Raw genomic sequence first — 5152 nt, forward strand, 5'->3', positions numbered from 1 at the left:
ATTTCAGCTGTCCTGAAGTTTATGAAAGTTACGTTAGCTACTCAGCTTGAAGATGAATTGAGTGCGGTTTACCACAGTTTGTCACAAGCTGAATACACGGTTGAACATGCAGCTATCGGTAAACGTGCGTTACGCCAAGTCTGTCTTGGTTACCTGGCATATACTGAGAAGGGCAATGACTTAGTTCTAGCTCAATACAAGCAAGCAAATAATATGACGGACACTATTGCAGCGATGGCGGCAGCAAACTCTGCTCAATTAGCATGTCGCGAAAACTTAATGGCCGACTACAGTGATAAGTGGACACACGATGGACTTGTAATGGATAAGTGGTTTGCACTGCAAGGTTCGAACCCTGACGCTAGCGTATTAGAATCAATCAAAGAAACGATGAACCACCCAGCGTTTAGTTTGAAAAACCCGAACCGTACTCGCAACTTAATTGGCTCTTTCTTGAATCAGAACCCAGTACAGTTCCATGACAAATCAGGTAAGGGTTATGAGTTCGCAGGCGAGATACTTCGTGAACTGAATAGCAGCAACCCTCAAGTAGCTTCTCGACTCATAGATCCTCTATTGAAGTACCGTTTGTACGATGAAGAGCGTCAAGCGATGATGAGAAAACAGCTAGAAGCGTTGAAAGATATGGATAACTTGGCTAAAGACTTATTTGAGAAAGTAACCAAGGCTTTAGAAGCCTAAGCAGCTAGTATTAAACGACCTAGCCTAAACAAACGTTAATTTATGTGGTSTACCTAAGCTCCTCGCGAGTCGGCGGTAGATCACTTATTTGTGAACTTATTTATGAACTACTACCGATTTAGATTAAACATCTCTTATCAACATTTCCTATCTCACTACTCAGGTGCGGCAAGTAACGTTCAGGTCATCACTGACAATGGAATTCGCTTACAGTTGCCTGCAACTCGATTCAGACCATTTCTTACACAAATAGGCGTTAAAGGGCAGTTCAGACTAATAACTGACCAAAATAATAAGTTTATAAAGTTAGAAGCTCTGTAAACCTAGACTTTATCAGTGAGTTAAAAGGAATCTTAATCACATAATTAAACATTTCACCTCCCGCTACCGTTAAAAATATTAACTATTTCTCAATAATGCTTTTACAATAAATAAATGCATTACATTTGCTTAGCTTGCTTCTGATAAATACTCGTTTTCCTAAGTACTTTAAGTAATCCCCCTATAATAAATACAAATTCTAATAGTGGAGTGTGACTATGACCGCACGTGAAACTGTGGTACCGGTTTTACTTGAAAAAGTGTACAAACTGATTCAAGACAAACTTGACCTTGCTCATCGACCTCTTGTTACTCAACTTGCTCAACATATGTTTAGCAATGTTTCTCATGACGACCTAATCCAAAGAAATGAATCCGATCTTTATGGCGCTGTAGTTAGCCTTTGGCACCATATCAATGAGAAAAAATCGGATGCAATTTCAGTAAGAGTGTTCAACCCGACAGTTAGTCGACAGGGTTGGCAGTCTACACATACCATTGTTGAAATCGTTGTGCCTGACAGTCCGTTCCTTGTGGACTCAGTTAAAATGGCACTGACTCGCCTAGATTTATCTTCCCACCTAATGCTTCATAACCCAACGCAAATCCAACGTTCAGAGTCTGGGCAAGTGACGGGCGTTAATGATAGCAATGGTGTTTTCCAATCTCTGTTCCATATCGAAGTAGATCGTCTAAGTAGCAAAGCTGAAATGACGGAGCTAAAAACAGAACTACTGGATATATTTACAGATGCTGGGCTAGTCGTGAATGATTGGCTACTTATGGTTGAACGCTTAGAAGAAGTGACGAACCAAGTAGAAGCTCAAAAGTCATCTATCCCACTAGATGGTGAACGCTTTGACGAGACTCTTGCATTTTTACGTTGGCTTGGTGACCACAACTTTACGTTCATGGGTTACAAAGAATATGACTTGGTTTCTGTTGATGGTGACACTGAACTACGCCCAACAGAAGACAAAGGCTTAGGGCTTTTCGCTAAGCCAGATCGCGTAAGGGGTGTTAAGCTTTCTGAACTTTCTGATTCAGCAAGACTTGAAGCGAAAAAACCTTATGTAGTGATCGTAACGAAAGGCAATAAAGCTTCTCGTATCCATCGTCCTGCATATACCGACTATATCGGTATTAAGAAATTTGACTCGAAAGGTAAAGTTGTTGGTGAACACCGCTTTACTGGTCTTTACACCTCAGCCGTTTATAACCAAACGGTAGGGACTATCCCATTAGTTCGTGAAAAAGTAGACCGTATTCTAGAAGCAAGTGGTTATCGTGATGGCTCATATTCATATAAAGCACTTCACAACATTCTAGAAAACTACCCTAGAGATGAATTACTACAAGCACGTGAAGAAGAATTGTTAGAAGTAGGTACTGGTGTTGTTCAAATGCAAGACCGCGACTTACTTCGTCTATTTGTACGTAAAGACCCGTTTGGTCGTTTTTTCAGCTGTATGGTTTACGTAACGAAAGACCGTTACAACACAGAGTTACGTCGTCAAACGCAACGCATTCTGAAGCAGTATTTTGGTTGTGAACAAGAAGTAGAGTTCACGACTTACTTCTCTGAAAGCCCATTGGCTAGAACACATTACATCGTTCGTGTTGATAACAACAACGTGGATGTAGATGTTAAAACAATAGAGCAAAACTTAATGGAAGTATCTTCATCTTGGGATGACCGCTTATCTGAATCTATCATCGCTAACTTTGGTGAGAGTAAAGGTCTACCACTTTCGAAAGAATACCTACGTGCTTTCCCACGTTCATACAAAGAAGACATGATGCCAGGTTCTGCAGTTGCAGATATTGAGCGTCTAGAAGCTCTAAGTGAAGACAACAAACTTGGTATGCTTTTCTACCGTCCACAAGAAGAGGCGGCAGATTCAAAAGCGGTTCGTTTAAAACTGTTCTACCACAGTGATGAGCCTATCCACCTTTCTGATGTAATGCCGATGCTTGAAAACTTAGGCTTACGTGTGATTGGTGAGTCTCCATATGAAGTACGCAAGACTAATGGCGTAACTTATTGGATCTTAGATTTCTCAATGCTTCATAAGAGTGAAGTCACGGTTGATTTACGTGAAGCTCGTGATCTATTCCAACAAGCATTCGCTGCAATTTGGGCTGGTGAGTTAGAAAGTGATGGTTTCAACCGATTAGTACTTGGTGCTGCGATTTCGGGTCGTGAAATCTCAATCTTACGTGCTTATGCTCGTTACATGCGTCAAGTTGGCTTCCCATTCAGTCAACAGTACATCGAAGATACATTGTCGCATTATCCAGAGCTTGCGAAGGGTTTAGTTTCTCTATTTGAAAAACGTTTTGATCCTAAGCTTAAAGGCAGCAAGAAAGGCCAAGCTGACCTGATCAAAAAGATCACCGAGCAGTTAGATCATGTAGAAAGCTTGGATGATGATCGTATTATCCGCCGCTACATGGAAATGATCTCTGCAACACTTCGTACTAACTACTATCAGTTAGACGAAAACAAACAATATAAACCTTGGTTGGCTCTAAAAATGAGACCGAGCGAGATCCCAGATATTCCAGCTCCAGTTCCAGCTTTCGAGATCTTCGTTTATGCACCAGATATTGAAGGTGTACATTTACGTGGTGGTAAAGTTGCACGTGGTGGCTTGCGTTGGTCTGATCGCCAAGAGGATTTCCGTACAGAGATTCTAGGCTTAGTTAAAGCGCAGCAAGTTAAGAACACAGTAATTGTTCCTGTTGGTGCTAAAGGTGGTTTCGTTTGTAAACGTCAACACACTATGTCTGGACGTGATGAGATTTTTGCGGAAGGTCAACGTTGTTACAAACGCTTCATCCGCGCATTGCTAGATGTATCAGATAACATCATTGAAGGGGAAGTGATTCCACCTAAGAGCGTTGTCCGCCATGATGAAGACGACCCATACCTAGTTGTTGCTGCTGATAAAGGTACGGCAACGTTCTCGGATTTAGCTAACTCAGTTTCAGAAGAATATAACTTCTGGCTAGGTGATGCTTTTGCTTCGGGTGGCTCAAATGGTTACGACCACAAAGCGATGGGTATTACTGCAAAAGGTGGCTGGGAGTCGGTTAAGCGTCACTTCCGAGAAATGGGTATCAACTGTCAAAGCACAGATTTCACTGCTATCGGTGTTGGTGATATGGCGGGTGATGTTTTTGGTAATGGTATGTTGTTATCAAAGCACATTCGTCTTCAAGCGGCGTTCAACCATCTACATATCTTTATTGACCCAAACCCAGAGTCAGCAGCAAGTTGGGAAGAGCGTGACCGTTTATTCAAGCTTCCTCGTTCAAGCTGGGAAGACTACAACAAAGATCTAATTTCGAAGGGCGGTGGTATTTTCTCTCGTCGTGCGAAATCTATTTCTCTAACACCTGAAATTCAGAAAATGTTAGGAACGAAGAAGTCTTCAATGGCGCCAAACGATTTGATCAAGATGATCTTATCAATGGAGGTGGATCTATTATGGAACGGTGGTATCGGTACATACGTTAAGTCTTCTTCAGAAACACATACTGATGTTGGTGACCGAGCGAATGATGTACTTCGTATCGATGGTAAAGATCTTAAAGCTAAGGTTGTCGGTGAAGGTGGTAACTTAGGTATGACGCAGTTAGGCCGTATTGAATACGCACTGACTGGTGGCCGAGTTAATACTGACTTCGTAGATAACGTGGGTGGTGTGGATTGTTCTGATAATGAAGTAAACATTAAGATCTTCTTGAATGGATTAGTTTCAAACGGTGACCTAACCGTTAAACAGCGCAACCTGATCCTTGAATCAATGGAAGATGAGGTTGGTGACATCGTTCTCGACGATGCATACTGCCAAGCTGAATCTATCTCAGTAACTGAACATCAAGGTGTCGGTTTAGTTAAAGAGCAAATTCGTTTTATCCATACTATGGAGAAAGGCGGATACCTTGACCGTGCACTAGAATATATTCCAGATGACGAAACGCTTCTAGAACGTGAGAAGCAGGGACATGCATTAACTCGCCCGGAGTTGTCGGTACTCGTTGCGTACGGCAAGATGGTACTAAAAGAAGATCTTGTGTGTGATGATATTGCAAATGATGAGTTCCATGCTCAGCAATTGAC

General features: G+C 41.8%; 3 protein-coding genes. All 3 read left to right on the plus strand.

What is annotated here, in order from left to right; all coding sequences use genetic code 11:
- On the plus strand, positions 1-702 hold a 702-nt coding region (locus L4C33_RS19500), incomplete at its 5' end, for an aminopeptidase N C-terminal domain-containing protein (RefSeq protein WP_428814062.1).
- A 102-nt stretch (positions 703-804) separates the two neighbouring features.
- Positions 805-1023, plus strand: a complete 219-nt coding sequence (locus tag L4C33_RS19505) for a DUF2835 domain-containing protein (RefSeq protein WP_428814063.1) — start codon at positions 805-807, stop codon at positions 1021-1023.
- Between the two features lie 218 nt (positions 1024-1241).
- Positions 1242-5152: NAD-glutamate dehydrogenase (locus tag L4C33_RS19510; RefSeq protein ID WP_428814064.1), on the plus strand; the 3911-nt coding region annotated here is incomplete at its 3' end.

This window comes from Vibrio makurazakiensis (genome assembly GCF_050337375.1).
Lineage (GTDB): Bacteria > Pseudomonadota > Gammaproteobacteria > Enterobacterales > Vibrionaceae > Vibrio > Vibrio makurazakiensis.